We start from the raw sequence: 25997 nt of genomic DNA on the forward strand, positions 1-25997 counted from the left end.
AATTAAGTAACATTATCAGTGGCTTAGCTCAAATTTTGGGCAATCTATTGCCCGCCACCCCATATCCGGTTAAAGGTTTGTTTGGTGCGGCGCCGCAAATTGCGCGCAATTCGGGGGCACATCCCCGGCCAATCCCTCAAACCTAAAGACGCTATCGCGCTACTCAAACAGTGTGCGCGCGCTTGGCTGGTCTTTGGCACAGGAACGAACCGAGATGAATGTAAAGCAGCTCGACCTTTCCCGACGCACCATCGCGTTGGCTGCTGCCCTGATCGGCACGGTCTCGCTGGTGATCGGCGCCCATGCTGCTCTCAACATGCGCGCGATCGATGCTGCCAAGGCCGTCTCCACCGACCAGATCACCGGCTCGATCGGCCAGACCTCGCGCCTCGCGCTGGTCATCGGCAATGGACATTATCCCGACGCCAGCGCGCCGCTGACGCAGTCGATCAACGACGCCCGCGCGCTGTCCTCGTCGCTGCGCAAGAACGGTTTCGATGTCGACATGGTGGAAGACGCGACCAAGGACGACATGGTCCGCGCCGTCAACCGCCTGAAGTCCCGGATCAAGCGCGACACCGTCGTCATGCTGTTCTTCGGCGGCTACGGCGTGCAGGCCGGACGCGAGAGCTACATGCTCCCGGTCGATGCCGTAATCTGGAAGGAAAGCGACGTCCGCCGCCAGGGCGTCTCGATCGATGGCGTGATCGACATGATGAAGGAGCAGGGCGCCAAGGCCAAGCTCGTCGTCGTCGACGCCTCCCGCCGTAACCCTTACGAGCGCCGCTTCCGCTCCTACAGCCACGGCCTCGCGCCGATCAACGCGGCCGACAACGCGCTGATCCTGTCCTCGGCCTCGCCCGGCAAGGTCGTCGACGACGGCAAGGGGGAGCACAGCGTGCTGGTCAGCGAGTTCCTGAACAACCTCAGTGCGAAGGGCAGCGCCGAGAGCGTCTTCAACAAGACCCGCGTCGCCATCTCCCGCGCCAGCGAAGGCGATCAGGTCCCGACGGTGTCCTCCTCGCTGCTCGAAGACGTCCATTTCGACGCAGCCGGCGGCTAGTTCTTTATCAGATTTGCGATCTCCCGTGCCCCGGACGCGGCGCATCATGCAATGATGCGACGCTGAGCCGGGGCCGAGTTTTTAGGGCGCTCTGCCTCTCCATCGTCATTGCGAGGAGCTCTGGCGACGAAGCAATCCAGAATTTCTCCGCGGAGAGACTCTGGATTGCTTCGCTTCGCTCGCAATGACGATTGTGGCTCCTACTTCGCCGCTTCCGCAGCCATCACCGGGCGCACCGGGTCGCCTTCGCGCAGCAGCGCACCGGCGCGGGCGACGACGACATCGCCGTCGTTGAGGCCGTCGCGGACCTCGATATTGCCGCCCGACATCAATCCGACCTCGACACGCTTGGTCTCGACCCGGTTGCGGCGGATCACCTGCACCACGGTGCCGGCGGATGAATATTGCACGGCGGTCAGCGGCACCGCGACGTTGCAGCTCTGCCCGGTCTTGATCAGCGCACGCCCGCTCGCCTTCAGCAGCAGCCGCTTCTGCGAGGAGATGCCGATATAGACCATGCCCTGCTGGATGTTCGGCTCGACGGTCGGGCCGATGCGGCGCACCTTGCCGTCGATGTCGCCGGCGCCTGCGATCCGCACGGTTGCCGGCTGATTGACAGCGAGCTTGCGCATGTCGCTGGTCGCCACCAGGCCGATGAGATCGTATTCGCTGCGCGCCACGATCGTGAACAGGGCCTCGCCCTTGGCCGAGGCGAAATTGCCGATCTGGGCGGTCGACGTCGCGATCACGCCCGCCACCGGCGCGGCGATCTGCAGCGTGCCACCCTCGGGAAGCGCCAGCCGCGCCAGCACCTGGCCGGCGGTGGTGGTGTCGCCAGCTTCCGCCAGCACCTCGGTAACCTTCAGGCCCGGACGTTCGGGCCGCACCGACGTCTCCTCCCGCGCGATGATCGTGCCGGTGGCCTCGACGATGTCGGAGAAGCAGGATTTTGCGACCTTCAGCACCGTGACCGCCGGCCCCTTGGGCGCGTCTTCATCGGCTCCGGCCGGAGAGGGACCGAGGATGACCATACCGGCGATGGCGGCGGGACACAGGCTTCGAGCAACGGCGCGGGGCAAAAGACGCATCGGAAATTCCACGGGGGCTATGCCTCCAATCGATAGCAGATGGCAGGACTGCGGACTATGGCAGCGTTGCCCCAGAAAGGAAGGCCACACCATCTCAGGCCGTCGCAGCAAGTCTTTGATTAGTCGCGCGATTGGAGAACAGGTTCGCCTTTCTCTCGCAGCGCACCGCGGCCAGCTCTACTCCCAAAGTGCCGCAGCTCACGATCTTCTCATCTGGCCGGGCCGCCTGTATGGAACTAGGATCAGGATGACGCGGCATCGCGGTCGCACAACCCTTGGTCGTGGCGAGATGCAACGGTTTGTTTGCGAGCAGAATATCGTTCATTTCGAGCGGCTGCTCAACGAAGCCGCCGACCCGACGGTGCAGAGCACCGTGCGCGCGCTGCTGGCGTCGGCGAGGCGCCAGTTGGCGCTGCTGAACTCGGCGGCATCAGGGGCCGATACGACGCCGCTCGAACAGCGGCGGCGGCGGCATGCTGACGCCCACGCGATCGGGCAACAATTCCAGCCCGAATTCGATGCCTCACCGCATCCTTACATGCTGCTGGACCCGGGACCGGGCCTGCTGATCGTCGACGTCAATGATGCCTATGCAGCGGCGACCTTCACCGAGCGGGCCCACATCGTCGGCCGCTCGCTGTTCGAGATATTCCCTGACAATCCAGACGATCCTCTGGCCGATGGCGTCAGCAATCTCTACGCGAGCTTGAGGATCGTCGGCGAAACCGGGCGGGCGCATGCCATGGCAATCCAGCGCTACGACATCCGGGATCCCGCCGGCACCTTCGTCGAGCGTCATTGGCAACCGATCAACTCGCCGATCCACGACAGCACGGGCCATCTGGTTTACCTGCTGCACCACGTCGAGGACGTCACGGCGCAGGTCGCGATGCGGCGGTAAAACGCCAGTCAGCGGCCGCGATCACCCAGCAGCTTGCCGCTGGCCCGATCGATCAAATGCAGGCGCGTGCAGGCCGGACAGGACACCGACACATGCGTGCGGTCGCCCGGCTCTTCGCTGAGCCGATGCTGCACGTTCATCCCGGTTTGCGGGCACCTGAAGACGATATGACGGTCCATGACCGACATATGACGACAAGTCGCGACGTCGGAAATTACGGATGTTTACGTAGGTCGGCGGCGGCGCCCGTCACGGCAGTTTCAGGAACTCCACCCAGTTCGGCTTCTTGCCGGTGGGGTAGGATTTCAGCCTGGCCAGCGCGCCGCTACTCTGGTCGATCGCATAGACCGTCATGCTGTCGGAGAGCTCGCCGACCGCGGCGAGGTAGCGTCCCGAGGGATCGATGTGGAAGCCGCGCGGCTGCTTCTCGGTCGGCACGCTGCCGATCGTGGTCAGCTTTCCGCTTGATCCGTCGACCTTGTAGGCGGTGAGCGTGTTGGTGGTGCGCTCGGAGGCGTACAGGAAGCGACCGTCCAGGGTGATGTGGATGTCGGCGGCCCAGGGTTTACCAGTAAAGCCTTCCGGCAGCGCGGTGGTGCGCTGGATCTCGTCCCACGCGCCGCTCCTCGCCTCATAGGTGAACGCGGCGACGTCGCCGTTCAGCTCGTGGACGAGATAGACGAACTTGCCATTGGGGTGGAATACGAAGTGCCGCGGCCCGGATTTCTCCGGCACCTTGTGGGCCGGCGGATCGTTCGGCGTCAGCGTGCCGGCCGTGGCATCGAACGCGAAGGCCAGCACCTGGTCCGAGCCGAGATTGGTCGCGAATGCGAAGCGGTTGTCGGGCGAGGGTAGGAAGGCGTGGGCGTTCAGCCCGGTCGGGATCACCTGCTTCGGCTCGCCGGCGACGCCATCGGCGGAAAGCGGATTCAGTGCGACCTTGTTGCCGCCATAGGAGGCGCTGAGCAGGAATTTTCCGCTCCGGTCGACGGCGATGTTCGCCATGCTGTCGGCGAGCGGTCCGTTGCCGATGGGACTGAGCTGGCCCGTTTTGGGATCGATCGCAAAGCTCACCGCGAGATAGGGCTGCGAGCGGACGCCGGCAATCAGCACGCGGTGGTCCGGCGTGATCGCGAGCGGTGTCGAAGAGCCGGGCTTGTCGACGTCCTTGAAGGCGGCGGTCTGCACGGCAATCATTTCGCCGCTGTCATCCATCTTGAACACGCTGATGTCGTTGCTGTCGGCGTTGCCGACATAGGCGAAGGTCTCGGCCATGCCGGCGCGGACTCCAGAAATGAGGGCGAGGAAGGTGAGGGTGGTGGCGATCACAGCGCGTGGCGCTTCGGATGCGATGCGTCGTCGGGTCGGACTCAACATGGGGCTCCTCCTCGCGGGCCGTCGCGGCCTCCTCGTTTTGCAGGAGGATAGCGGGCGGCGCGCCGCCGGACCAAATTCCAATTGGGATCGATCGATGCCGAAATCGTATCGGTCGCACCGGGACGGCTGACGCGCCGTCGAGCCGGAGGACAGATGCGTTGCGCCGCGCTGGCGCGCGCCGGACATCCCGCACTGCAAAGGAGCGCGATCCCGTGAATCCGTAGACCGGGGCGAAAACAGCCGATGCGGCTGCGAACCAATGCCGCGCGAGCGCATTGAACCGGTATGCCCCGTGAAAACGATCTTGAAGGCAAGCCCGACATGGGCGGCAAGCATGGCGGACAAGCCGGCCAGCCCGAGTCGCCGCCTCGCCCGCGCGAAGGCGAGCGTGACGAGGACGTCGTGGCAAAGCGTCACACCGGCCAAACCGATCGCCCCCCGCCGCCGACCAAACCAAAATAGCCTCTTGCCGCGCGGTCGTGCCGCGCCTCGTATTGGGGAACGGGCACATCGCTTTGCCGTTACCCCGGTCCCGCAGGCCTGAGAAATGGAAATGGAGGCTGGCTCGTGTTTTGGATTTATTGGAACACCGCCTGGTCGCTGATCATCAGCGGCATCATGTTCGCCACCATCGTCAGCCATCCCGATTCCGAATTCGTCGAAGTGCAGGCCGACAGGCGGTAGGTGTGAACGGCCCGACCTCGCAGTGAGGTCTCGGCTTACGTCATGCAGGCAGACGTTTAGCGTCTGCAATTGGCCCATCGCGTCGGTAGTCGGATCCAGCAGATTTCAGGAATAGGGCAGAGCCGCGTGGCCGGCAGAAAGCCCTGAAGCCGAGTAGATCGAACGCGGCAAGAAGTCTTGCCGCGTTCGTCGTCGTCGAGATCGAGCGCTCGGGAATTACTGGGTCGGCGGCAGCACGGCCTGCGAGGTCTGCTGCGGCAAGTTGGTGTAAGTGGCGCTCTCCTTAGAGCAGATATCCTTGAACACCACGACGCCGGGCTGCGGGTATTCCTTCACGAGGCAATTGCAATTGTTGTTGACGACCGGAGCGGGGGCCGCCGCCAGGGCGGGCGCCGGCGTACTGTCAACCACAGTCGCGGGACGCTGAACGATGATCCTCTCCTTCACCACCGGTGCGGTCGGGACATACACCGGCCGGTTGATGACAACCGGCACCGGCCTGACGACGACCGGGGACGGCACATAGACCGGGGGCGGCGCGGGGCGGGGATAGACGACGACCTGAGGCGGCATCGGCCGCGGACCGGGAACCACGACGACGGGACGCTGGCCGCCGTTCCCGCCATATCCACCGAAGTGGGGACCAATTTGAGGGCGGCTCTGGGGTGCATTGCCATACTGTCCGTTCGGGCCCCAGCCGGCCTGCGCGGCGTTGCTCGTGACGCCTGCCGCAACGCTCATCAACACGATCGTCGCCGCCATCTTCGTGATCATCGCTGTCTTCGTCATGGTCCACCTGTTTGTTGGTTTTGTTTGCCGCAGATTGTTGCCGTGGGCTGAGTGATAGCCGGGCCTGACGCGCCCATCCGTGACGCTGCTCACACAAGCGGCGGCGGCCTCCTCCGATGGAATGAGGACGGCACAACATCGCGATGGAAAATGGCGCGTTCGCGAAGCGGTGCATGCCTGCATCGCGCGTCGCCTCATGGAGGACTCAGGGAAGGCTTTCCGCGGCTCTCGTTTGAAATCGCATCACGTCGCGTAAGACGCTTTGCCGAGTTGCCTGGCTACGGGGAGGCGCAGAATGACGATTGGCTAACCCGACCGCCGTTCGCTTGCGGAAACTGAGCCTGCTCCTGAACCGCAGGCGAAGTTGCCGCTGTCCGCTGCCAGGTCCGTTAACGGGGGCTTAGCCGACCCGTCGTACGTGCGGCGAGTCTTTACGTTGAGCGGCGCGAAAGGCTGGTTTCACCCGGTTCTCGCTCCCAAGTCTTCCGCAAAACGAAGGAGGTAGCCGTCTGGATCCTGCACCAGGAATTGCCTGTTGCCGCGCTCCTCACCGGCGATCCGATACCATGCGTCGTGACACTCTCGGACGAGTGCCCATTCGTGCTGCTTCAGTGCATCGAGGAGAGGAGCAACAGAGTCGACGAAGATTTGAAAATTGATACCGCGCCCCAGCGGTGACTCTAGAGCCCCGGTTTCCCAGTTGCCATTTCTCTGGTTCAGCATGACCTGCGCCCCCTGCAGCTCGATGTACACGAAGAGATTCTCAGGTCTTTGATAGGCAATCCGGAAGCCAAGTATATCGCACCAGAAAGTCTTGCTGCGTTCCAGGTCAAACACGTCGAGCTCCGGTACAAGCCGAGCGAAGCCGCCAGCAGGTAATCTATCCACCGTTATTCCCATGGCTCGGCAGTCCTCCCCGCTCTTCTCGCGAGGGGCTATCTAACACGGATTCTTTGCGACCGCTGACGGCTCGAAGCACACGAACGACTCGCCGGCGTTAAGCCGCCGCCGCCTGCGCGGCCAGCAACAGCTTCAGCTTCGCCGCCGGCACGGCCGGGCTGAACAGCCAGCCCTGCATCTGGCTGCATCCGAGCTTGCGCAGCACCTCGCGCTGGGCTTCGGTCTCGACGCCCTCGGCGGTCGTCGCCATGTGGCGCGCGGCGGCCATGTGCACCACGGCCTGCACGATCGGTGAGGAATCCTCGGGTTCGCCGATGTCGCTGATGAAGCTGCGGTCGATCTTGATCTTGTCGAACGGAAATCGGTGCAGATAGCTCAGGGAGGAGTAGCCGGTGCCGAAATCGTCGAGCGCGATGCGCACGCCGAGCTCGCGCAATTGCTGCAGGATCGTCAGCGCCTCTTCGTCGTCGCGGATCAGCACGGTCTCGGTGATCTCGAGCTCGAGCCGCCCGGGCGCGAGTCCCGACTCCGCGAGCGCGGCGGCGACCTTGAGCGCAAGCGTCCGCGAGCGGAACTGCACCGGCGAGACGTTGACGGCGATGTGGATCTGGCCGGGCCAGGAAGCGGCTTCATGGCAGGCCTCCTTCAGCACCCATTCGCCGATCTCCGCGATCAGTCCGGTCTCTTCCGCCACCGGTATGAAGTCGGCGGGCGAGACCATGCCGCGCTCGGGATGGCGCCAGCGCAGCAGCGCTTCGCAGCCGGTGACGACATTGGCCGCGAGATCGACCAGCGGCTGGTAATGCACCTCGAACTCGCCGCGAGCCAGCGCCTGGCGCAGATCGAGCTCGAGCTGGCGGCGCAGTCGCGCCTTGGCGTCGTATTCGGGCGCGAAGATGCGGTAGGTGCGGCGTCCCTCCGACTTCGCCGCATACATCGCGAGATCGGCGCGCTTGAGCAAATCGTCGAGATTGTCGCCGTGATCGGGTGCGATCGCGATGCCGATGCTGGCATCGGTCGGGATGTCCTGGCCCTTGCAATCCACCGGCGCACGCAACGCCTTGAGGATATCTTCCGCCAGCGCCGACAGCTCGGCCGGATCGCAGGTCGCAGCCGTGACGATGGCGAACTCGTCGCCGCCGAGCCGCGCGACGAGATCGTTGCCGCTGACGCAGGCGCGCAGGCGGTTCGCCACCTGCCGCAGCAATTCGTCGCCGACCTCATGTCCCAGCGAATCGTTGACGCCCTTGAACTCGTCGACGTCGATATAGAGGATGGCGAACGGCTTGCCCTGGCTGAGCTCGGCGACGCGCCGTTCCAGATGGCCGCGCAGCAGCACGCGATTGGGCAGGTCGGTCAGCGCGTCGTAATGCGCCATATGCGCGATGCGCTCGTCGGCGCGGATGCGCGCGGTGACGTCGTCATGGGTTGCAAGCCAGCCGCCGGCGGCGCTGGGCTCATTCTTGATCTCGATCAGGCGGCCGTCTGCGGTCTCGACGATGGAGCTCTGAGTGCGTCCGACATGGCTCAGGATGTCGTCGCAATAGGCCTCGACGTCGCCGTGGAACGAGCCGGTGTCATGGCGGTGCCGAATTACGTCGCGGAAATCGGCACCGGGCTTCACCACCTCGGCAGACAGGCCGTACATCTCGATGTAGCGCCGGTTGCAGACGATCAGCCGTTCGTCCTGATCGAACATCAGGAGCCCTTGCGTCATCGTGTTCATCGCTGTGTCGAGCCGCTGCTTTTCCAGCGAGAGCCGGTGCGTGACCTGGCGGAAGATCAGGAACAGCGTCAGCACCAGCAGGCCGATCGAGAGCACGGCGACCGTGACGAAGAATTTCGTCTGCGTACGCCATGTGGCGAGCGTCGCATCGAGCGACTTGGTGGCGACCACGACCAGCGGCTCGCCGGTCAACATGCGCGAGGCGACGATGCGGTCCTTGCCGTCTACCGGACTTGCAAGCTGCAACGTGACGAAGGTGCGGTCGAACACCGCCATCTGCTCCGGCGTGCCCTTGCGAAAGTTCTGGCCGATCATCGCATCGACGCGCGGAACGCGCGCCAGCAATTGGCCATTCTGGTGGTGCATCGCGATCGAGGATTCCTCGCCGAGTCCGGTCGAGGCAAAGAAGGATTCGAGTTGGTCGGGCGTGACCGCGCGGGAGACCAGTCCAAGGAACTCGCCATGCGGGCCGGACACCCGCCGGGCGAATACGATCGCCGGTCCGCCGCCGAACCGCCCGGGGACGACCTCCACCTCTTCCTGCACGGCAGGATCGTTCCTGAGGCGGTTGAAGTAGCCGCGGTCGGCGACCGAGATATCGGCAACCGGCCAGCGCCGCGACGAGTTGATCAGCACGCCCCTGGAGTCGAACAGATTTGCGCCGGCGACGTCGGTCCAGCCGCTCGCCTTTGCGCGCAGCACCTCGTGCACGGCAAGCGTGCCCATCTCGCTGCGGAATACATCTGCGGATTCGATGCCGCGGCTTTCGAGCTCCGCGATGATGCTCTTCTGCAGCACCGCGAAATCCTCGAACTCGCGGTCGAAATGCCGGGCCAGCAGGCGCACGGAGCTTTCAAGGCTGTCGCGGCCGCTCTCGATCGCGTTCTGCCGGAAGCGGTCGACAGTGAGCGCGGTGCCGATGGCCATTGCGACCATCAGCACGAAGCCGCCGGCGATCAACCATGTCAGCGGCGCTCCCCGCCAGCGACGGAGCAACGCGCGCGTGCGCGCGGTCCATCGGATCGATGTGCCCATGCAGCCCTCCCTTGGGACGCAAGGTGCAGCAAAACCGACAAGACCCCGTTACCAGCGAAGGTTAGGGAACCATGAATCGGAGTGGAATCAGTGGGTTGGTTCCGGTGCGGAGTTTCGTGGGCACACGAAAGCCTCCGCAGCGTCATGGCCGGGCTTGGTCACGGCCATCCATGTCCTTCGTCGCGGCACAAGAATGCGGATGCGCGGACAAGCCCGGGACATGGACGATCGCGGCGCCGTTTTCACCGCTTGATCTCCCAGTTCAGCGCTTCCGCATTGCTCTTGGCGAACTTCTTGGGGACGTCGAACTGGCCGGTCTTGAGGTCATAGCGGCATTTCCAGTCGGCCAGCCCCTTCACTGCGACGTCCCTCGGATGCTTGTCCATTTCGCCTGACAGCGAGATCAGCAAATAGCGGTTGTCAGGCCAGTCGACGCCGAGCCAGCGATAGGCGGTTTCGGTACCTTTCACCAGATTGGCCGAGATGTGGTAGTCGAGCTTCATCTTCCTGGTGTCGGGACGACTGTGGAAATAGGCCCAGGCGAGATCGCTGAGTGATTGCTTCGTCGCGCTGGCGAAGGCGCCGTTCTCGACGTGATAGAGAAACAGATCCTGCTCGCCGGAGCCGGTCTTCTGCATTCGCACCAGCCATTGCGAGTCGCTGGTGAAGCGGAAGCCGGCGCCGTAGCCCTGCTCGGGTTTCAACTCCGTCATCTGGTCGCCGCGTCGCGCCCAGACCTGCCATTTGACCTCGAAAAGGTCTTCACTGTCCTTCATGTACTGCTCGAGCTTGGTGGCACCGTCGGGCGAGGTGAAGCCGAGTTCGGCATCTTCGGAGAGGACGAAGCCGGGTGGCGGGCCGGAGGCCGCAAGGGCAGGGCCGGCGAGCGTCAGGGCAAGCGCCAGCCACCAGGCAGGACGGCGAAATGCGGTCACAGGAAAATTTCCTAAAGAATGCCGCGATGCGGCCTCGCATGATTTGACGCCGGCGCCGTGGTGCCGGTTCATCCTCGATAGGCGCCAGGGCGGGGCTATCATCCCATCGACCGTCTTGCTGCCGCAGCCAAATCGGCGCACTTTGCCGGCCACTGTTGATTTGCCACCCAAGGTTCTTTTCCGATGATGACCGCATCCAAGGCCTTCATTGCTCTTTGCCTGCTCGCACTGGTCGGCACGGTGCTGGTGATCGGTCCGACCGAGCTGCGACGCCTGCTGCCGGACGGGACCAAGACCGTCGTCGCCGCCAAGCCAGAGGCCAAGGTCGAGGCCAAGGCTGACCTCAAGGCTGACCTGAAGCCGGAATCGAAGTCGAAGCCGGAAGAGCCCAAGCCGCAAGAGCCCAAGCCGGACCAGCCGAAGCTGGCCGCCGTTACGCCGCCTGCGCCTGCATCCGCGCCGGCGGCGGTCCCGGCGCCCGAGCCCAAACCCGAGACCAAGTCCGAGACCAAGCCCGAGCCAGGCGCGCTGGCCGAGATCCAGAAACAGGTCGCGGCGCTGCCCGACCTCGCGCCGGCCAAGCCGCCGGCGGCGGTCGCGGACACCGGCCCCCGTTTCGACGTCGCCCGCGTCGACGATCACGGCGAGGCGGCGGTCATTGCGGGCCGGGCTGTACCGGGTGCGAAGGTCGAGTTGCTGCGCGACGGCAAGCCGCTCGATACGGTGGTCGCGGACGCCTCGGGTCAGTTCGTGATGACTCCACCGCAGCTTCCCGCCGGCTCCTATGAATTGACGCTGCGGGCGAGGGCGCCGGATGGCACGGTCACGCAGTCGGGCCGGACCATGCCGGTGACCATCGCCGAGGCGGCGCCGCCGCCCGCGCGCCCGTCACCCGTTGCAAGGCAAGAGCCGAAGCAGGCCGAGAAGCCGGACGACAAATCGGATGTCGTGGCGTCCCTGCCGTCGTCCGCGCCGCATCTCGCCTCGGCCTCCGACAGGTCCGCGGCCCGGCCGAGGTTGGTCGGCGCGCCGAAACCCCGGGTGATGGCGCGGGCACCCGCGGCGACGACGGTTGCCTCGGCCTCGCCCGCGGAAATCCTCAACGCCGCGCCCGCGGAGACGGGCAGCCGGGTGATCTCCCGCGGTGACAGCTTGTGGGCACTCAGCCGGCTCGCCTATGGCGACGGCTCCCGCTACGCTGTGATCTTCAAGGCCAACCGCGACAAGATCCACAATCCCAATCTGATCTATCCCGGCCAGACCTTCGTGATGCCGCAAAAGGCGGAGTGAGGCGCGTCTTTCCTTCCCGTCTTCCTGCAGGCCCGCCGCGTTTGAGAGAGCTTCGCTGCGGCGATCATTCCAGACGCCCGCGACGCTTTGCCCTGTGTCCTTTCGGAACGATCGGTTCCCTCGCGAGTCATCCCGATGCGGCGCAATGCGCGCGTGGGCAGCTGGGAGGAGGCCGAATTGGTCAGGTCAGCGGTCATGTCGGGACGCATGGGATTGGCGCTGACCGGCGCGACGATCCTGATCGCGGCGGTGCTGTTGCCTGCGAGAGCCGAGGCGCAATTCGGACTGCGCGGCGGTCCGCTTGGCGTCGCGCGCTTCGCCGTCGGCCATGTGCTCGGCATGTCGCGCCTGCGCCATTCCCGCATGGCGGTGCGGGGCAGCCGATACCGCTCCGCTGCATTGAGGTCACAAGATCCGCGCGGCGCCGAGCGCGCCCCGCTATCCAACCCCTACGTCGTGCGTGCGGCACTCACGGCGCAGGCTGCGCTCGCGGGCTGGCAGGGCGGTCGCCGCCCGCAGGGCTGGTGGCGCCATCCCGACGGCAGCTACGGCTGGGTCGGCCCGGTGTTCTGGCCGTTCGCGCATGACGACCTCACCTCGGCCGTCGTCTTCGGCGATGCGACCAGCCTCTCGCTCTACGGCTATGGCGACATCTATGCCGCGATCTTCGCGCCCTATGCGGCGACCGAGCTCGCGGCCTACGCTGCGCCGCCTGGCCGGCGTGCGCGGAGAATCCCGGCCTCGGAAACCCTCTGCGACGCCAGCGACACCGGCGGCTTGCCGGTCGAACGCATCGCGAGCGCTATCCAGCCGAACGAACTGCAGCGCTCCGCGCTCGACGAGCTCGCATCCGCCTGGAATGCTGCGCGCGACACCATTCGCGCGGCCTGTCCATCGCAGGCGCCTGTCACGGCCACGGACCGCCTCGGCCTGATGCGCGAGCGGCTCGAGGCCATGATCAAGGCTACCGACGCGGTCGCGCCGCCGCTGGCGAAATTCACAGGTCTGCTCGACGACGATCAGAAGGCGAAATTCGAAGCGCTCGGCAAGGGCCGCCGCGCCGCTCTCGTGGCCATGCAGCGCAAGGACGCGAAGGCTTCCAGCGCCTGCGATGCCGACAGCGATCCCCGCTATGACGAAAAGCTTCAGCGTCAGTATGAGCAGCTGGTGCAGCAGCAATGGCCCGCGAACGACATCGCCACCACGCTCCGCCTCGACGACACCGCCCGCGCCCGCTTCGAAGTGCTCCAGGACACCGCCCTGCGCACCATGCAAACGCTCAGCGCCTGTCCGTCACAGACGCCGGAGACACCGCAGGCCCGCCTCACCGCCGTGAAAGCGCGGCTGCAGACGATGCTGCAAGCGGTGAACGGCGTCACTGACGCGCTCGACGATTTCGAGGCCGACCTCAGCGACGAGCAGAAGGCCGGCTTCGAGGCGATCGGGCCGAAGCGGGGAGCGTGAGAGACGGAACGCCCCGCGATATCGGTCAGCCGATCTCCCGCCTGACCTTCGCCGCCGCATCACACATCGCCTTCAGCTTTCCGAACGCCGTCGCGCGCGGCATGTATTTCATGCCGCAATCGGGCGCGGCGATCAGGCGATCGGGCGACACGTGCTTGAGGCCGTTTCGGATGCGATCAGCAACAGTGTCGACGCTCTCGATTGCGGGGTCCGCGAGGTCGAGCACGCCGAGCATGATCTTCTTCGACGACAAATCCCTGAGCACGCCGAGGTCGATCTTCGGCTGCGCCGCCTCGATCGAGATCTGGTCGGCGATGGTGTCGTCGAGCTCGGCCAGGAAGGAATAGCCGGCCGGCTTGTTCGAGCCGGGCACCACGGCGGCGTAGCCGAAGCAGAGATGAACCACGGTCGGCACCGTGATGCCTTGCAGCGCGCGGTTGATCGCCTTGACCGCATAGCGCTTGGCGAGCTCCGGATTGTTGCGCACCCAGGGCTCGTCGAGCTGGATCACGTCGGCGCCGGCCTTTTGCAGATCGAGCGCCTCGGCATTGACCGCTTCGGCGAGCGCCATCGCCAGCTCTTCCTCGTCCTTGTAGTATTCGTTCTTGGCCTGCTGGCTCATCGTGAACGGGCCGGGCAGGGTGATTTTCGCCGCACGCTCCGTGTTCTTGCGCAGGAACTGCATGTCGTGCAGCTCGACCGTGCCCTTGCGTTTCACCGGGCCGACGACGCGTGGCACCGGCGTCTGCGTATTGCCGGTGCGGGCCACGATCATCGCGGGATTGTCGCCGTCGATGCCGTCGAGCGCGGTGGCGAAGCGATTGGAATAGCTCTCGCGGCGAATCTCGCCGTCCGTCACGATGTCGATGCCGGCGCGTTCCATGTCGCGGATCGCGACGATGGTGGCATCGTCCTGGGCTTCCTCCAGATGCTCCGCCGGCAACCGCCACATGTCGTGCAGCCGGGTGCGCGGCACCACCTTCGACAGCATGGCGCGATTCACCAGCCATTCCGGCTGCGGATAGCTGCCGACCACGGTGGTCGGCAGGATGTGCGTTGGCATGGGCATGGGGTTCTCCTTCTTATTGTTTTTGAACGCGAGAGTTCATGCGGCGCGCGTTGCCGCGACTGAACCTTCGTCCTTGACGGGATTACTGAGGATGCCGATGCCGGAGATCTCGATCTCGACGGTGTCGCCGCCCTTCATCCACAGTGGCGGCGTGCGATAGGCTCCGACGCCGCCGGTCGTGCCGGTCACGATCACGTCGCCGGGCACCAGCTCGGTGAAGGTCGAGCAATAGGCGATCAGGGCCTGTACGTCGAAGACGAGATCGGAGATCGGCGCCTTCTGCACCTCGACGCCGTTGAGCCGGGTGATCAGCGTCTGCTGGGTGACGTCGGTCAGCTCGTCGGTGGTGACCATCCACGGCCCGAAGCCGCCGGTGCCGGCAAAGTTCTTGCCCGGCGCGAATTGCGAGGTGTGGCGCTGCCAGTCGCGGATGCTGCCGTCATTGTAGCAGGCGTAGCCGGCGACATGGCCGAGCGCGGCTTCACGCGAGATGCGGCGGCCGGCCTTGCCGATGATGACGGCCATCTCGCCTTCATAGTCGAAACGCTCGGATTCCAGCGGCCGGATCATCGGCTGGCCATGGCCGACCTGGCTGTTGGCGAAGCGGGTGAAGATCATCGGATGCGCCGGCGTCGGATGGCCGCTCTCGGCCAGATGCGTGGCGTAATTGACGCCGATGCAGAATATCTTGTCGGGATCAGGCACCGTCGGAAGCAGCGCAACGTCCGCAAGCGCGTAGTCGGGTGTCTCGCCGGCGAGTTTCTTCAATTCGTCGAGCGAGCCCTTCGCCAGCAGCGCCTTCAGCGTCGGAGTGGCCTTGAGGCGCTTGCCGGCGTCGACGACACCCTTGTCGGTGACGATGCCGTAGCTCGCCGTGCCAGAGATGGTGAAGCTTGCGACTTTCATGGGTCAAACACTCTCTTCGATGGAGGAAACATAGTCGTTGATGGGAAGCGCGATCTCGCCGTTGCGGATCGGAACGCAGGCGGGCGGGAAGTCCTGGCGGAGGCGGGCGCCGGCTGCTTCGGCTGAGTCGAGAAAGCGATCGAGATGAGCCATCGCGCCGGTCGGCAGATCGTGCAGCACCATCAGCGTCCAGGGCTGCCGTCTGCATTGGTCGAGCGCGCGCTCGGTCCAGCCGTCGGGATCGGCCCAGTCGCGTGGAATGGAATTCCAGAGCACGCAGCTGTGTTTGTTGCGGGTGAGATGATCGACAACGGACGGCTTGAGCAGCCGCTGGTCCAGATTGCCGCCGCCACCGAACGGCCGGAACCAGCGATTGGGATGCGCGAGATCGCCGATCTCAGTTTGCGTGCGGCCGATCTCGTTTTCCGCGGTGTCGGGCGCGGATTGCTCGCCAAGCGGAATGCTGTGCGTAAAAGTGTGATTGCCGATCCAGTGTCCCTCGCCATGCGCGCGCTCCGCAAGCGCGCGACGCGCGGGGTCGGCCAGCTTCTCGCCGATGACGAAGAAGGTAGTCTTGATTCCGCGCGCGGCCAGAATATCGAGCACGCGCGGCGTCACATCGGGATCAGGGCCGTTGTCGAATGTCAGGGTCAGGTCGTACACGCAGCTACCTCAGGTCGCCGGCTGCATCGCGTTCACCGCGATCTCGTCATTGGCCTGGCCGGTGCGGGTGCCGGTCTGCCAGATCGCCGCCTTGCCCTCGATCCAGCGGATCACGGCGTTGAAGCCGATGGCGAGGAACAGCACCAGCAGCACGCCCGCAAACACGTGCGGGCTGTCGAGGATGGTGCGGTAGCGCGAAATGAGATAGCCGATGCCGGCCGAGGAGATCAGCATCTCCGAGACGACGACGCCGACGATGACAAGCGCGCCGCCGACGCGCAGGCCCGACAGCACCGTCGGGATCGCAGCCGGGATGATGACGCGGACCAGCCGCTGGCTCAACGTCGCGCCCATGCTGCGGGCGGCGAGCAGCAGCTGCGGGTCGATGGTCTGGATGCCGGCAGCGGTCGCGAGCATGGTCGGCAGGAAGCCGTAGATCGATGCGAACGCGATCTTGGACTCCGAGCCGATGCCGAGCCACACGGTGAAGACGGGATAGAGGATCACCAATGGCACCGCATACAGGCTCGACACCATCGGCATGATCAGGATTCGCGGCCGCGGCAGGCTGCCGACGATGGCGCCGAGCAGGATGCCGCCGCCGCAGGCGAAGGCCATGGAGACCACGACCTCGTAGAGCGTGACCGCGAGCGCATGACCGTATTCGCCCGCGTCGGTCCATCCGGCGATCAGCGTGGACGACAGCGAGGGCAGGAACAGCTCGGGAATCAGCCCGGCACGCGGCAGCCCTTCCCACAGCGCGATCAACCCGATCACGATCAGATATCGCAGCGTCTTTGCGCTTATCCTGGCACTCATGATCGTGTCACGCCGATTTGCGGATGTGGCGCCAGATGCGGTCGCGCAAGGTTCCGAACGCATCGCCGCTCAGCATCTCGTAGGTGCGGGGCCGCGGCAGCTGGACCTGGAGATGATCGACGATGCGGCCGGGCCGCGCCGACATCACGATCACCTCGTCGGCGAGATAGACCGCTTCGGTCAGGCTGTGCGTGACGAACACGACGGTCTTGCCGGTCGCCGCCCAGATCCGCAGCAGCTCGTCGCCCATGGTCATGCGCGTCTGCTCGTCGAGTGCGGCGAACGGCTCGTCCATCAGCAGCACCGGTGGATCCTGCACCAGCCCGCGCGCGATCGAGACGCGCTGCTTCATGCCGCCGGAAAGCTCGTGCGGATGGCGCCTGCCGAAACCGTCCAGCCCGACCAGCTTGAGCGCATCCTGCGCCTTGGCGCGCCGCTCGGCCTTCGGCACGCCGCGCAGCGCCAGCGGAAACTCGACATTGTCCTCGGCCGTCAGCCACGGAAACAGGCTCGCCTCCTGGAACACCACGCCCACTCTATCAGGGTCTGGCTGCAGGATCGGCGCGCCGCTGATGGTGATGGTGCCCGCGGTCTGCTGGCGCAGGCCCGCCATCATCATCAGCAGCGTGGACTTGCCGCAGCCGCTGGGGCCGACCAGCACGACGAAGCGGCCGGGCTTGACCTCGAGCGAGACGTCCTCCAGCGCGACGACGTCCTGCGACCGGGTCTTGAACACCTGGCCGACATTCTTCACCTCGATCGCGCCGGCGCGCGCGGCGGGCTTCAATTGGGTCACGTTCGCCAATGGCTGCATCGCGTTTCCACCCATCTGACAAGTTCGTTGAAAGTCATGGCGATCGCGGCGACCATCACGACGCCGGCGAGGAGCTGCTTCATCTGGAAATTCTCGCCCCAGGTCGCGATCTGATGGCCGATGCCGTCGCGCGAGGCATACATCTCGGCGAGGATCACGCCGGTGAGGTTGAAGATCATGGAGATCCGCAACGCTTCCAGCAGCACCGGCAGCATGCTCGGCAGATAGACGCGGAGCGCGGTCTGCCACGGCGTGGCGCCATAGGAGCGCGCCACCGTGAGATGCTCGACCTTGACCGATTCCACCGCCGTCGTGGTCGACATGATCACGATGAAGATCGTGGAGAAGAAGCCGAAGCCGACCTTTTGGGCAAAGCCGACGCCGAACACCAGGATGAACATCGGCAGGAAGATCGATTTCGGGATGCTGAAGGCGAAGAACAGCAGCGGCTTGGCGACATCCGCGAAGTAGCGGTTCTCCGCGACCAAAAAGCCGATCAGGGCGCCGAACGGCACGGCCAGCGCGAACGCCGTGAGCACTTCGGTCGCGGTGACCATCAGATCCTTCTGCACCGCGGCGCGCTGCAGGAGATCGCCGAGCGTCGCGAACGTGTCGGACGCCGACGGCAGCAGGCGGGGATTGACGATGCCGGTGCGCGACAGCACCTCCCATAGCGCCAGGACCGCGAGGATGATCGCGATCCGAGCGAGGTTGACGGCAAGCGAGCCCTGCATCGTTACGGCTTGGTCGGGACAGGCTTGAACTTGGTCGAGATCACGTCCTCGACCGGCACGATGTCCTTGAGGCCACCGAGCTTGGCGAGATCGAGCGAGAGCTGCACGGCGGCATTCACGTTGGCCGCGCCCATGTCGCCGCTGGTCTCGAGCTTCATGATGGTGTTGTCGTATTCGAGGGCTGCGATCTCCGGCGGCATTTCGTAGAGCTCGGCGATCAGCTTGACGGTGACGTCGCGGTTGGCGCGCATGAAGGCGACCGCGCCGTACAGCGCGTTCACGGCCTTCTGCACCAGCTGGGGCTTCGCCTCCGCGAGCTTGTCGAGCACGATCCAGCCCGCCGTGAGGTTCGGCGGCACCGCGGTCGAATAGTCGAGGATGGACTTGGCTTCGCCGGATTTCGAGATCTGGAAGCTCAGCGGCGAATAGACCACGGCGGCCTCGACATTGCCGGCGAGCAGGTTCGGCACCAGGCCGCCGCCGCCGACCGGAACGCGCGTGAAGTCGATCTTCTTGTCCTGGAGGGTCCACAGCGCTAGCAGGTCCGAGCCCGAGCCGGCCGCGGTGATCGCCACCTTCTTGCCGTTGAGATCCTTGACCTCGAGCGTCGATTTGGTCGGCACCATCAGCTGCCAGCCGAAATTGCCCATCGCGGCGTTGGCGACGATGCGCGACATCACGCCCTTCTTGCGTCCCGCGGAGACCAGCGACGGCGGATCGAGGATGATGTCGGCAGCGCCCGCTGCCATGCCCTCGAAGGTCTCGGCGCCGCTGCGATAGATCGTCAGCTCCGCCTGGATGCCTTCCTTCTCGAACAGCTTCTGCCGCACCGCCGTCTCGGCGATCGTCGTCGGCCAATATGTCTTGGTGGGCAGGCCGACGCGGATGGTGTCGGCGGCGCTCGCAGGGCCGGCCAGAAGTGTGGCGGCAACCAGCGACAGGAGCGCGTGGCGTCGATTGATCTTCATTGTTTTCTCCCCGTGTCTGTTTTTTGCGTGCCGGATTTGTCCGGATCGTCAAATCGTGCGGCTCACCTCCGCGATGCGCGAGGCGGCGAGCTCGACGAACTCCTTGGTGGTGCCGAAATGCTTTGACAAGGCGCGAACTGCCGCATCGGCATCGCGCTTCGTCACGGCGGCGACGATCGCTTCGTGCTCGGCCTCGACGTCACGCGGCTTGACGCCGGGCTCGCGGCGGATCGACAGGCGGCGATATCGCTCGCTCTGCTCGTGCAGCACGTCGCGGAAGCCGAGCAGCCATGGCGAGCCGCAGGCATTGACCAGCGCACGGTGGAAAATGCGGTGACGGATCACCCATTCCTCGTAATGCGCCGTGGGATCGTCGGGATAGTGATAGGGCACGGCTTTCAGGGCCGACCAGGTCGATTTCACCGATGCGAGCCAGGCATCGTCGCCGCGCTCGATCGAGCGCCGCAGCGCAAGCCCCTCGATGTCGATCCGCGTCTGCGTCACGTCGGCGAGATCGGCCAGCGACACCGGGCTGACGCGAAAGCCGCGCTGGTCCGAGGCCTGCACCAGGCCGTCGGCGACGAGGCGCGACAGCGCTTCGCGGACCGCGGCAAGGCTCACCGAAAACTGCTTGGCGAGGCCTGCGATATGCAGCTTCTGCGCCGGCAGCAGCCGCGCGGCCAGGATATCGGCGCGCAACCGCTCGTGCAGCGCCGAGGTCAGGCTGCGCGGACCGTCGCCCGGGCTCCCGGACATATCGAATTGAAGCGGACCCATGGGCCGATGATCGCAAGGCGTCGCCGCGCGGTCAACAGAAAATCGATTTTCGATTTTCTACAGTTCTGGTTGAGCGCTGGTGGGAGCCGCACGCTCGAAGCGATCACCCGCAGGCCCAGTCGAACTTCATCTCCTTGAAATCGAGCTGCGCGTTGCCGCCGCCGAAATTGTAGCCGCCGAAATATTCCTCGAATTCGATGTAGAACGGGCTCATCTCCGGCACGGCCTGGCATGGCCGCATGGTTCCGCCGAGATGGTTGGGCGCGTGATCCTTCGCCCAATCATGCAGGCGGAAATTATCGCGGCCGGGCTTGTCGCCTTCATAATAGTAATAAGGCTGATAGCCGGTCGGCGGTTTGTCGCGCGTGTGCTCGTCCTGCGGACCCTTGCCGGCGTTGGGATCGCAGGCGCGCGGCGTCATGCCGATCGCGCGGGTCTCGCCGAGATCGGCGCGTGGCGATGCGCCGAGCATCTTCCTGGCAAAAGGGGGCGCCGCCTCGAAGAAGGCGCAGGCGCCGCCGACATCGAGCCAGCGCGGCCGCTCCGCCGTCGCCAGCGCAAGCGGCGCCGGCGGTGTCGCGAACGGACCTTCATATTCCGCGCGCATCAGCAGCAGCGCGGCATATCCGTAGTCGAGAATGTCCGTCATGCGCGACAGCCGCGGATGGGAAGGTCGAGCCATCACCGCCTCGCGCACTTCAGGATCATCAGGCGCGCCGCCGTCATTGTGATCGGGCGCGGTGGCAAAGAACGACAACGCGACGATGTCCTCGCCATGCACGCGATAATCCTCCGGCAGCAGCAGCGTGAAGCCATGCATCAGCGGATAACCGGTGACCGGATCGAGCGGCCATTGCTCGCTCGCAATGCCCGGCGGCAGGCCATAGACCCAGCCCTGGTCGCGCGCACGATCGACGGGACGGTCGAGCATCTGCAGATCATAAGCATGCGAAGGCAAGGCAAACGCCACGGGTGGTCTCCGTACGGATCGTTGCCTCGCCGTTGAGGCGAGAGTTAGTCGCGGAGAGCGGAGATCGGGTTCGGGCGGGGAGGCGAAGTAAAGCGCTCCCTCGGTGTTTTGCCCGACGTGTCAAACAGCCGTGCAAGCGAGCGTCCAAAGGCCCGTTGTAACTCGTTGATCTTGCAGGCCCCGTCTACTGTGCATGGGGTTGTTTTCGCGTTTTTTGCCAGCAGCTATCCGCGCCGCCGCGCCACCGACGCATCCACCATGGTCTCGACTTCCTCGCGCCAGCTCAGGATCTCCATCGCTAGCACGGGGTGATTGAACCCCTTGAGCTGGAGATCGTCGAGCGCGGCGGCCTCGACCCAGGGCTCGACGATGCCGTAGACGCGGCGGCTGACCACGATCTGGTTGGGCTTGGCTTCGCCGCACAGGCGCGAGGCGAGGTTGGTGACGCTGCCGATCGCGGCATATTCCAGCCGCTGCTCGAAGCCGACCTGGCCGAGCGTGGCATAGCCGACCGCGATGCCGATGCCGAAGCCGAGGCTGTGTCCGCGGTTGCGCCAGCGCTCGGTCAGGGGGCCGATGGTCTCGCGCATCTCCACCGCCATCTTCACGGCGCGCTGGGTGTGGTCCTCGAACTGGATCGGCGCGTTGAACAGGATCATCACGCCATCGCCAGCATATTTGTCGAGCGTGCCCTCGTATTTGAAGATCAGCTTGCCGAGTGCTGCGTGATATTCGCGCAGCACGTTCATCGCCTCTTCCGGCTCGGTCGCTTCCGTGAACGCGGTGAAGCCGCGCAGATCGCAGAACACCACGGTGACCTCGCGGCGCTGGCTGGTGAGCAATCCTTCCGGGCTGTCGGATGAGGCGATCAGCTGCGCCACCTGCGGCGCCAGGAAACGCTCGAGCTTGCGGATGCGCTCGATCTCGCCGAGCTGGGTCTTGACACGCTCCTCCAGCGACTTGTTCCAGTCCTTCAATTGCTCGGTCTGCGTCTGCAGCTTGTCGGCCTGGGCGCGCACGGTCTCGTTTGCGGTTTCCAGCGCGTGGCTCTTGTGGTCGACTTCGGTGAACAGCCGCGCGTTGCGCATCGCCAGCACGGCCTGGTTGGCGAAGGTGCGCATCAGGCCGATGATGCTGTCGGCGAACTCGCCGCTCGCGCGCCGCAGCACGACCAGCGCGCCGAGCGTGCCCTGCTGGTCGACCAGCGGAACGACCAGCACCGAGTGGAAGCCGGCCGCGATCGCGGCCTCGCGCAACGGCTGCTCGCTGGCCAGGTCGATGTCGGCAAGCGCGATCGGCTCGCCGTTTCTAGCGGCATCGCTGAGGATGTTCTCGCCTTGGTCGATGGTGACGTGGGCGCCGTCGGCTGATCTGTCGATGCCGCCGGCCTCGACCAGGTTGAAGCGGCGCGTCTCGGCATCGAAGCCGTAGATCAGCACGGCGTCGGCATGGGTGATCTCGATCGCGCGCGCGGCGATCGTCGGCAGCACGGCGTTGAGATCGAGGGAGGAGGCGACGGCGCGGCCGACTTCCTCCAGCACCTTCAGTTCGTTGATCGACTGCGCCAGATCGCGCGTGCGCTCCTCGACCTTGGTCTCCAGGTTCGAATAGGTCTCCTGGATCTGGTCGGCCATGCGGTTGAACTGGCCGGCGAGATCTTCCAGCTCGTCCGAGGTCTTCACCTCGATGCGGTGGCTGAAGTCGCCTTCGCCGAGCCTGTGCGCGCCGTCGCGCAGGGCCGTGATCGGGATGATCATGCGGCGCGCGAGCAGCGTGCCGGCGAGGATCGCGACCATCAGCCCCATCCCGATCAGCAGCGCGATGCGCACCAGCTGGTCGCGGATCGGCATCAGGGCCTGCGTGGTCGGCTGCTCGAACAGCACGCTCCAGCCGAGCTTCGGCACGGTGCTGGCGGCGCTCATCACCGATTGGCCGTTGAAGTCGGTGCCCGAACTGTCGCCCTCATGGCCGGGCGCGATCGCGGCCGCGACCTGCGGCAGCTTCGACAAATCCTTGCCGATTTCGGGTCCCTTCGACGACGTCGCCAGCACGCGGCCGCGGGGATCGACGACATAGGCAAAGGCCGCCTTGCCGACCTGCGCATCTGACAAATACTCGGAGAGGAAGCCGAGATCGATCTCGGCCACGGTGACGCCGGCATTGAAGCCGGAATGCGCCACCGAGATCGACATCAGCGGCGTCCCGTCGGCGAACCAGGCCGGCGCATAGCTGACGCCGCGGGCGACCGTGTCGGTGAAGCGCATGTCGCGGGAGAGGTCGGCATTGCTGCCGGTCGTGGTCGACTGGCGCGAGACGCGCAGCACCTCGCGGCCCTCGCCGTTGAGCTGGAACAGCTGGTTGACGACCGCGACCTGGTGCAGCAGCGAGGCATAGTCGGCGCGGCGCTTTTCGAGCGTGTCCTGGCTCGCCCGCGTCACCCAGCTGATCTGGCGGTCGAGTTCGGAGATCGACTGCTCGATCCGCCGGGCGGCGGCTTGCGCCTTGTCCTCGAGGCCGTCGGTCAGCTGCGTTCTTGTGGCGCGGTAGGAGATCCAGGTCTCCATCGCGCCGTTGACGGCGAGCACGAACACGACGAGGCCGACGAGGGAGACGACGTATTTGGCGAACAGGCCCTCGCGCAGAAACCGTGTCTTGTCGTTCGCTCCTGACATCCCGATCCTCTCGCGCCGCCATCGACGCCGGCGCTGCGGGGTCCTTCTATCACAATTCGGGCCAAAGGACCGCCGAGCAGCCGGCGTGGTTACTCGCCGTGGGACGCTATGGCAGGTAAAAAGGGACGGATTGCCCCTGCCTCCTCCGTTCGGAGGAAGCCGGAAGCGGGGCGGCTGTTGTAAGCGGATGGCCTTGGAGCCAAGCCCGCGAATCCGCCCATCACCGGTTGAAAAGTTGCCGCAGCACGTCGTTCATTGGCTGACTGTCCTGCTGCGCCACCGGCGGATCGTCGAGGGCGGGAGCTGCGGGCGAGGCCTGCGGCGCCGGTGTAGAAGGCACCGCCGGCAGGCTGCGGCTGCGGCCAGTGCCTGGCGCGGCGCCGGTGCTGCTTCCCGCGCCATTGGACAGCCCCTGCTGGATCAAATTGCCGATCGCCGCTCCCAGCGGGCCGCCGAGCAGATCGTTCTGGCCCGGCTGCTGGGTTTGCGGATTGGCGCTTCCGGGGGCATTGCCGCCGCCGGGTGGAGTGGCTCCGCCGAGACCAAGATTGCTACCAAGGCTGCCCAGGATGTTGCCGAGCCCGGCGCCGTCGGGGCCGAACAGGCCCTTGCCCATCTCGCGCAGCCTGGCATAGGCGGCATCCGGATTGTCCAGCATGCCGGCCATGTCAGGATAGATCTTCGGCTGCGACCAGGGACCCTGGATCATCACGGGAATGCCGAAGCCGACCGGCTCGTTGGCGCGGCCCTGACCTTCGGTCGTCATCACCAGCTTCGGCTCGACGCGAAAGCCCATCATCTTGGTGTCGAGGGCGATGGTGCCGGCGCCGGTGACGCGCACCAGCGGTCCGATCAGCTTGAGATCGGTCGTTACCGCCTGGCCCTTGTCGATGCGGAACGAGGCCGAGAGCTGCGACAAATCCGTGCTCTGCTCCTGGCCGGCGCTCTGGCTGTCCTGCCAGCCGGACAGCGTGCCCGATGTCAGCGAGCGGATCATCTGTGCGACGTTGATGCCGCGGATGGCGCCGTCCTGGAAATTGACGAACGCCGTGCCCTGCATGTTCGCCATCAGCGCGCGCTGGCTGGTGCCGGCGCTGCGCAAAGCGAGCTTGGCCTGCAGCTTGCCGTCGATGCGGTCGAATTCGGCGAGGCCCTGCAGCAGCGGCAATGCGCGCACGCCGACGAGGTCGGAATGCATGGCAAAGCTCGGCGCGCCGGTGGTCGCGTCCAGGATCACCTCGCCCGACACCTGGCCGCCATAGGCGCCGAGATTGGCGGTGCCGGCCTTCAGCACGCCGCCGGCAAGCTTGGCATCGAGCGCCAGCGGCGCGATGCGGGCATCGCCGATCACAGCCTCGTTCGCGGAGATCCGCACCTGCGCATCGACGTAATTGAGCCCGGACACGTCGATCGGCGCATTGCTCCAGGGCTGTCCGGACGCGCCCTCCGGCGTTTTCGCCAGCGGGACAGCCAGCCGCTGGAAGTCGAGGTCGAGCTTGACCAGCGGCTTGCTGGCAATATCGACCGAAGCCCAGCCGTTGAAGGTGCCGTCGCCGAGCCGGCCGTTCACGCCGTTGATCATTACGACGTCGCCGTTCATCCGCATCTCGGCATGACCGGTGAGTTGCGACTTCAGCACGCTGGGCATGTCGATGGCGAAATCCACCGGGATCGTCGGCCGGTCGGCGGGCGGCGCCGGCGTGGTCGCCTTGATGTCGAACTTGGTCGGGTGGTCGCCGACACGCGCGGTGCCGGTGATGCCGACCTTGCGGTCGCGGCCGATGGTCGCGTCGGCGTTGATGGCGCTGATGCGGCCCTCGACGCGATCGCGCGTGCGCGCGAAGGCGACTTCGCCGTCGGTGACCGTGACGCGGCCGATGGACGCGCCGTCGACGTCGAGCGCCAGCGGCTTCGACGAGCCTCCCGCATTCGGCAGGCGTTCACGCAGCAGCGGCTGGTAGAGCACGGGATGGGTGACGATCAGCTCCTTGATCTCGGGGCGGCCCGACCACACGCTGGAGAGCGACATGTCGGCTTGAACGCTGTCGACCGTCAGGCGCGTGATGCCGCTGCGGTCCTTGGGATCGGACAGCGTGAGATCGTTGAGGGTGACATTGAGCGTCGGCCACAGGCTGATCTTCGTGGTGCCGTCGATCGCCAGGCGATAGCCCGTAGCGCTCTCGACGCGCGAGGCGATCGTCGAGGTCAGGAAGCCCGAGGGGATCCCGATCACCAGCAGGATTGCGATCACGATGATGACGGCGGCCAAAGCCGCGCCGGCGAATTTCACAGCTCTCATATCGACTTTCCACTGATGGACAATCGGCGCCGAATCCCGCCGGCTGACCATCCT

Annotated in this window: 22 protein-coding genes; 4 read left to right on the forward strand and 18 right to left on the reverse strand. The window is 65.5% G+C overall.

All coding sequences use genetic code 11. From position 1 onward, the window contains the following. The first annotated feature begins 214 nt into the window (after window positions 1-214). Entirely contained in the window at window positions 215-1063 is an 849-nt protein-coding gene (locus tag C7G42_RS33635; protein WP_106953120.1) for a caspase family protein, read from the forward strand. A 200-nt stretch (window positions 1064-1263) separates the two neighbouring features. Here C7G42_RS33635 and C7G42_RS33640 read toward each other — a convergent pair whose 3' ends face one another. Further along, window positions 1264-2151 (reverse strand): efflux RND transporter periplasmic adaptor subunit, encoded by an 888-nt coding sequence (locus C7G42_RS33640; RefSeq protein WP_199581275.1) that lies wholly within the window; start codon window positions 2149-2151, stop codon window positions 1264-1266. Window positions 2152-2440: 289 nt separating this feature from the next. Here C7G42_RS33640 and C7G42_RS33645 point away from each other — a divergent pair, with 289 nt between their 5' ends. Further along, the gene (locus C7G42_RS33645) at window positions 2441-3052 is read left to right on the forward strand and encodes a PAS domain-containing protein (protein WP_106953122.1); all 612 of its coding nucleotides are present in this window, start codon (window positions 2441-2443) and stop codon (window positions 3050-3052) included. Window positions 3053-3060: 8 nt separating this feature from the next. On the opposite strand, the gene C7G42_RS36210 is transcribed toward C7G42_RS33645, so the two are convergent. The 6 genes from C7G42_RS36210 to C7G42_RS33675 form a co-directional block, all read right to left on the reverse strand. Further along, window positions 3061-3192, reverse strand: a complete 132-nt coding sequence (locus tag C7G42_RS36210) for a hypothetical protein (RefSeq protein WP_283809878.1) — start codon at window positions 3190-3192, stop codon at window positions 3061-3063. A 109-nt stretch (window positions 3193-3301) separates the two neighbouring features. After that, the gene (locus C7G42_RS33655; RefSeq protein WP_106953123.1) at window positions 3302-4429 is read right to left on the reverse strand and encodes a lactonase family protein; all 1128 of its coding nucleotides are present in this window, start codon (window positions 4427-4429) and stop codon (window positions 3302-3304) included. Window positions 4430-5329: 900 nt separating this feature from the next. Further along, window positions 5330-5902 (reverse strand): hypothetical protein, encoded by a 573-nt coding sequence (locus tag C7G42_RS33660; RefSeq protein ID WP_106953124.1) that lies wholly within the window; start codon window positions 5900-5902, stop codon window positions 5330-5332. 459 nt (window positions 5903-6361) lie between these two features. Further along, window positions 6362-6739 (reverse strand): bleomycin resistance protein, encoded by a 378-nt coding sequence (locus C7G42_RS33665; protein WP_349627541.1) that lies wholly within the window; start codon window positions 6737-6739, stop codon window positions 6362-6364. Between the two features lie 160 nt (window positions 6740-6899). Next, window positions 6900-9563 (reverse strand): bifunctional diguanylate cyclase/phosphodiesterase, encoded by a 2664-nt coding sequence (locus C7G42_RS33670; RefSeq protein WP_106953126.1) that lies wholly within the window; start codon window positions 9561-9563, stop codon window positions 6900-6902. 242 nt (window positions 9564-9805) lie between these two features. Continuing rightward, the gene (locus C7G42_RS33675; RefSeq protein ID WP_106953127.1) at window positions 9806-10498 is read right to left on the reverse strand and encodes a hypothetical protein; all 693 of its coding nucleotides are present in this window, start codon (window positions 10496-10498) and stop codon (window positions 9806-9808) included. A 183-nt stretch (window positions 10499-10681) separates the two neighbouring features. On the opposite strand from C7G42_RS33675, the gene C7G42_RS33680 reads away from it, so the two are divergent. Both C7G42_RS33680 and C7G42_RS33685 read left to right on the forward strand, forming a co-directional pair. Then, entirely contained in the window at window positions 10682-11788 is a 1107-nt protein-coding gene (locus C7G42_RS33680; RefSeq protein ID WP_106953128.1) for a LysM peptidoglycan-binding domain-containing protein, read from the forward strand. Between the two features lie 195 nt (window positions 11789-11983). Next, complete coding sequence (locus C7G42_RS33685; protein WP_106953158.1) at window positions 11984-13252, forward strand: Spy/CpxP family protein refolding chaperone; 1269 nt, start codon at window positions 11984-11986, stop codon at window positions 13250-13252. A 25-nt stretch (window positions 13253-13277) separates the two neighbouring features. On the opposite strand, the gene C7G42_RS33690 is transcribed toward C7G42_RS33685, so the two are convergent. From C7G42_RS33690 to C7G42_RS33740, 11 genes are all read right to left on the reverse strand, one after another. Beyond that, a complete protein-coding gene (locus C7G42_RS33690) occupies window positions 13278-14321 on the reverse strand; it encodes a uroporphyrinogen decarboxylase family protein (protein WP_199581276.1) in 1044 nt (347 codons plus the stop codon). A gap of 36 nt (window positions 14322-14357) precedes the next feature. Further along, window positions 14358-15227, reverse strand: a complete 870-nt coding sequence (locus C7G42_RS33695) for a fumarylacetoacetate hydrolase family protein (RefSeq protein WP_106953129.1) — start codon at window positions 15225-15227, stop codon at window positions 14358-14360. A gap of 3 nt (window positions 15228-15230) precedes the next feature. Further along, the gene (locus C7G42_RS33700) at window positions 15231-15890 is read right to left on the reverse strand and encodes a polysaccharide deacetylase family protein (protein ID WP_106953130.1); all 660 of its coding nucleotides are present in this window, start codon (window positions 15888-15890) and stop codon (window positions 15231-15233) included. A gap of 9 nt (window positions 15891-15899) precedes the next feature. Continuing rightward, window positions 15900-16709, reverse strand: a complete 810-nt coding sequence (locus tag C7G42_RS33705; protein ID WP_106953131.1) for an ABC transporter permease — start codon at window positions 16707-16709, stop codon at window positions 15900-15902. Between the two features lie 7 nt (window positions 16710-16716). Further along, window positions 16717-17523, reverse strand: coding sequence for an ABC transporter ATP-binding protein (locus tag C7G42_RS33710; RefSeq protein ID WP_245428141.1), 807 nt, complete (start codon window positions 17521-17523; stop codon window positions 16717-16719). Beyond that, window positions 17502-18257 carry an ABC transporter permease gene (locus C7G42_RS33715; RefSeq protein ID WP_106953133.1) on the reverse strand — a complete coding sequence of 252 codons (756 nt, stop codon included), beginning with the start codon at window positions 18255-18257 and terminating at the stop codon, window positions 17502-17504. Before C7G42_RS33715 ends, C7G42_RS33710 begins: the two co-directional genes overlap by 22 nt. 2 nt (window positions 18258-18259) lie before the next feature. Next, a complete protein-coding gene (locus C7G42_RS33720; RefSeq protein WP_106953134.1) occupies window positions 18260-19225 on the reverse strand; it encodes an ABC transporter substrate-binding protein in 966 nt (321 codons plus the stop codon). Window positions 19226-19273: 48 nt separating this feature from the next. After that, complete coding sequence (locus C7G42_RS33725) at window positions 19274-19981, reverse strand: GntR family transcriptional regulator (RefSeq protein ID WP_245428143.1); 708 nt, start codon at window positions 19979-19981, stop codon at window positions 19274-19276. A 124-nt stretch (window positions 19982-20105) separates the two neighbouring features. Next, the gene (locus tag C7G42_RS33730) at window positions 20106-20972 is read right to left on the reverse strand and encodes a hypothetical protein (RefSeq protein WP_106953136.1); all 867 of its coding nucleotides are present in this window, start codon (window positions 20970-20972) and stop codon (window positions 20106-20108) included. A gap of 224 nt (window positions 20973-21196) precedes the next feature. After that, window positions 21197-23644: an adenylate/guanylate cyclase domain-containing protein gene (locus C7G42_RS33735; RefSeq protein ID WP_106953137.1), complete on the reverse strand. Its 2448-nt coding sequence runs from the start codon at window positions 23642-23644 to the stop codon at window positions 21197-21199. 220 nt (window positions 23645-23864) lie between these two features. Further along, a complete protein-coding gene (locus tag C7G42_RS33740; protein WP_106953160.1) occupies window positions 23865-25943 on the reverse strand; it encodes an AsmA family protein in 2079 nt (692 codons plus the stop codon). Window positions 25944-25997 lie beyond the last annotated feature (54 nt).

It is taken from the genome of Bradyrhizobium sp. MOS003, from assembly GCF_003020125.1.
Taxonomy (GTDB): Bacteria; Pseudomonadota; Alphaproteobacteria; order Rhizobiales; family Xanthobacteraceae; genus Bradyrhizobium.